The sequence below is a fragment of the Phocaeicola sp. RTP21198st1_B8_RTP21198_201120 genome, assembly GCF_040929485.1.
GTDB classification, from domain to species: Bacteria; Bacteroidota; Bacteroidia; order Bacteroidales; family Bacteroidaceae; genus Phocaeicola; species Phocaeicola dorei.
In genome coordinates, this window is the sequence record NZ_JBCOCI010000508.1 from 1 (window position 1) to 766 (window position 766).

A 766-nucleotide genomic window follows, 5' to 3' on the forward strand; every position below is an offset into this window, starting at 1 on the left:
CCACAGGACTACCATACCCTCAGAGGAAATATGAAAGCCCTGCGTCTGATGGCGGGACTCAGCCAGGACCTTGTCTACCACATGGGGAGGCACTCTTTCGCCTCGCTGGTCACGCTCGAGGAGGGAGTACCGATCGAGACCATCAGCAAAATGCTGGGACATAGCAATGTCCGGACCACACAAATTTACGCCCGTGTCAGCCCGAAGCGGCTGTTCGAGGACATGGACAGGTTCATCGAGGCAACCCGTGATTTGAAACTCATTCTTTAACCCTAAAAAATATCATTACCATGCGCAGTACATTCAAGCTCTTATTCTACATCAACCGTAACAAAGTGAAATCGGACGGCACGACCGCCGTCCTCTGCCGGATCAGCATTGACGGCAAGAAGTCAGCCGTTGCCACCGGCATCTATTGCAGGCCGGAGGACTGGGACAGCAAGAAGTGTGAGATCAGAACAGTCAGGGAAAACAACCGCCTCGCCGGTTTCCGTGACCAGCTGGAAAAGGCATACGATAATCTGCTGAAGCATCAGGGAGTGGTCACGGCCGAACTGCTCAAGGCCACCGTGTCAGGTGCCAATTCCGTGCCGGAATACCTCCTGCAGGCCGGAGAGGTGGAACGCGAACGTTTGAGAATCCGCTCGGCAGAAATCAACTCCACCTCGACCTACCGCCAGTCGAAGACCACGCAGCTCAATCTCAGACAGTTCATCGAATCCCGCGGAATGAAGGACATCGCCTTTTCGGACATCACCGAGGAGTT

1 protein-coding gene and 1 pseudogene are annotated in these 766 nt (G+C 54.4%); both read left to right on the top strand.

All coding sequences use genetic code 11. The features are described 5' to 3' along the window. The coding region (locus AB5935_RS27675) for a tyrosine-type recombinase/integrase (protein WP_368328061.1) at positions 1 to 270 on the top strand (270 nt) is incomplete at its 5' end. Positions 271 to 290: 20 nt separating this feature from the next. Continuing rightward, positions 291 to 766 (top strand): annotated as a pseudogene (locus AB5935_RS27680) (Arm DNA-binding domain-containing protein); the annotation flags it as partial.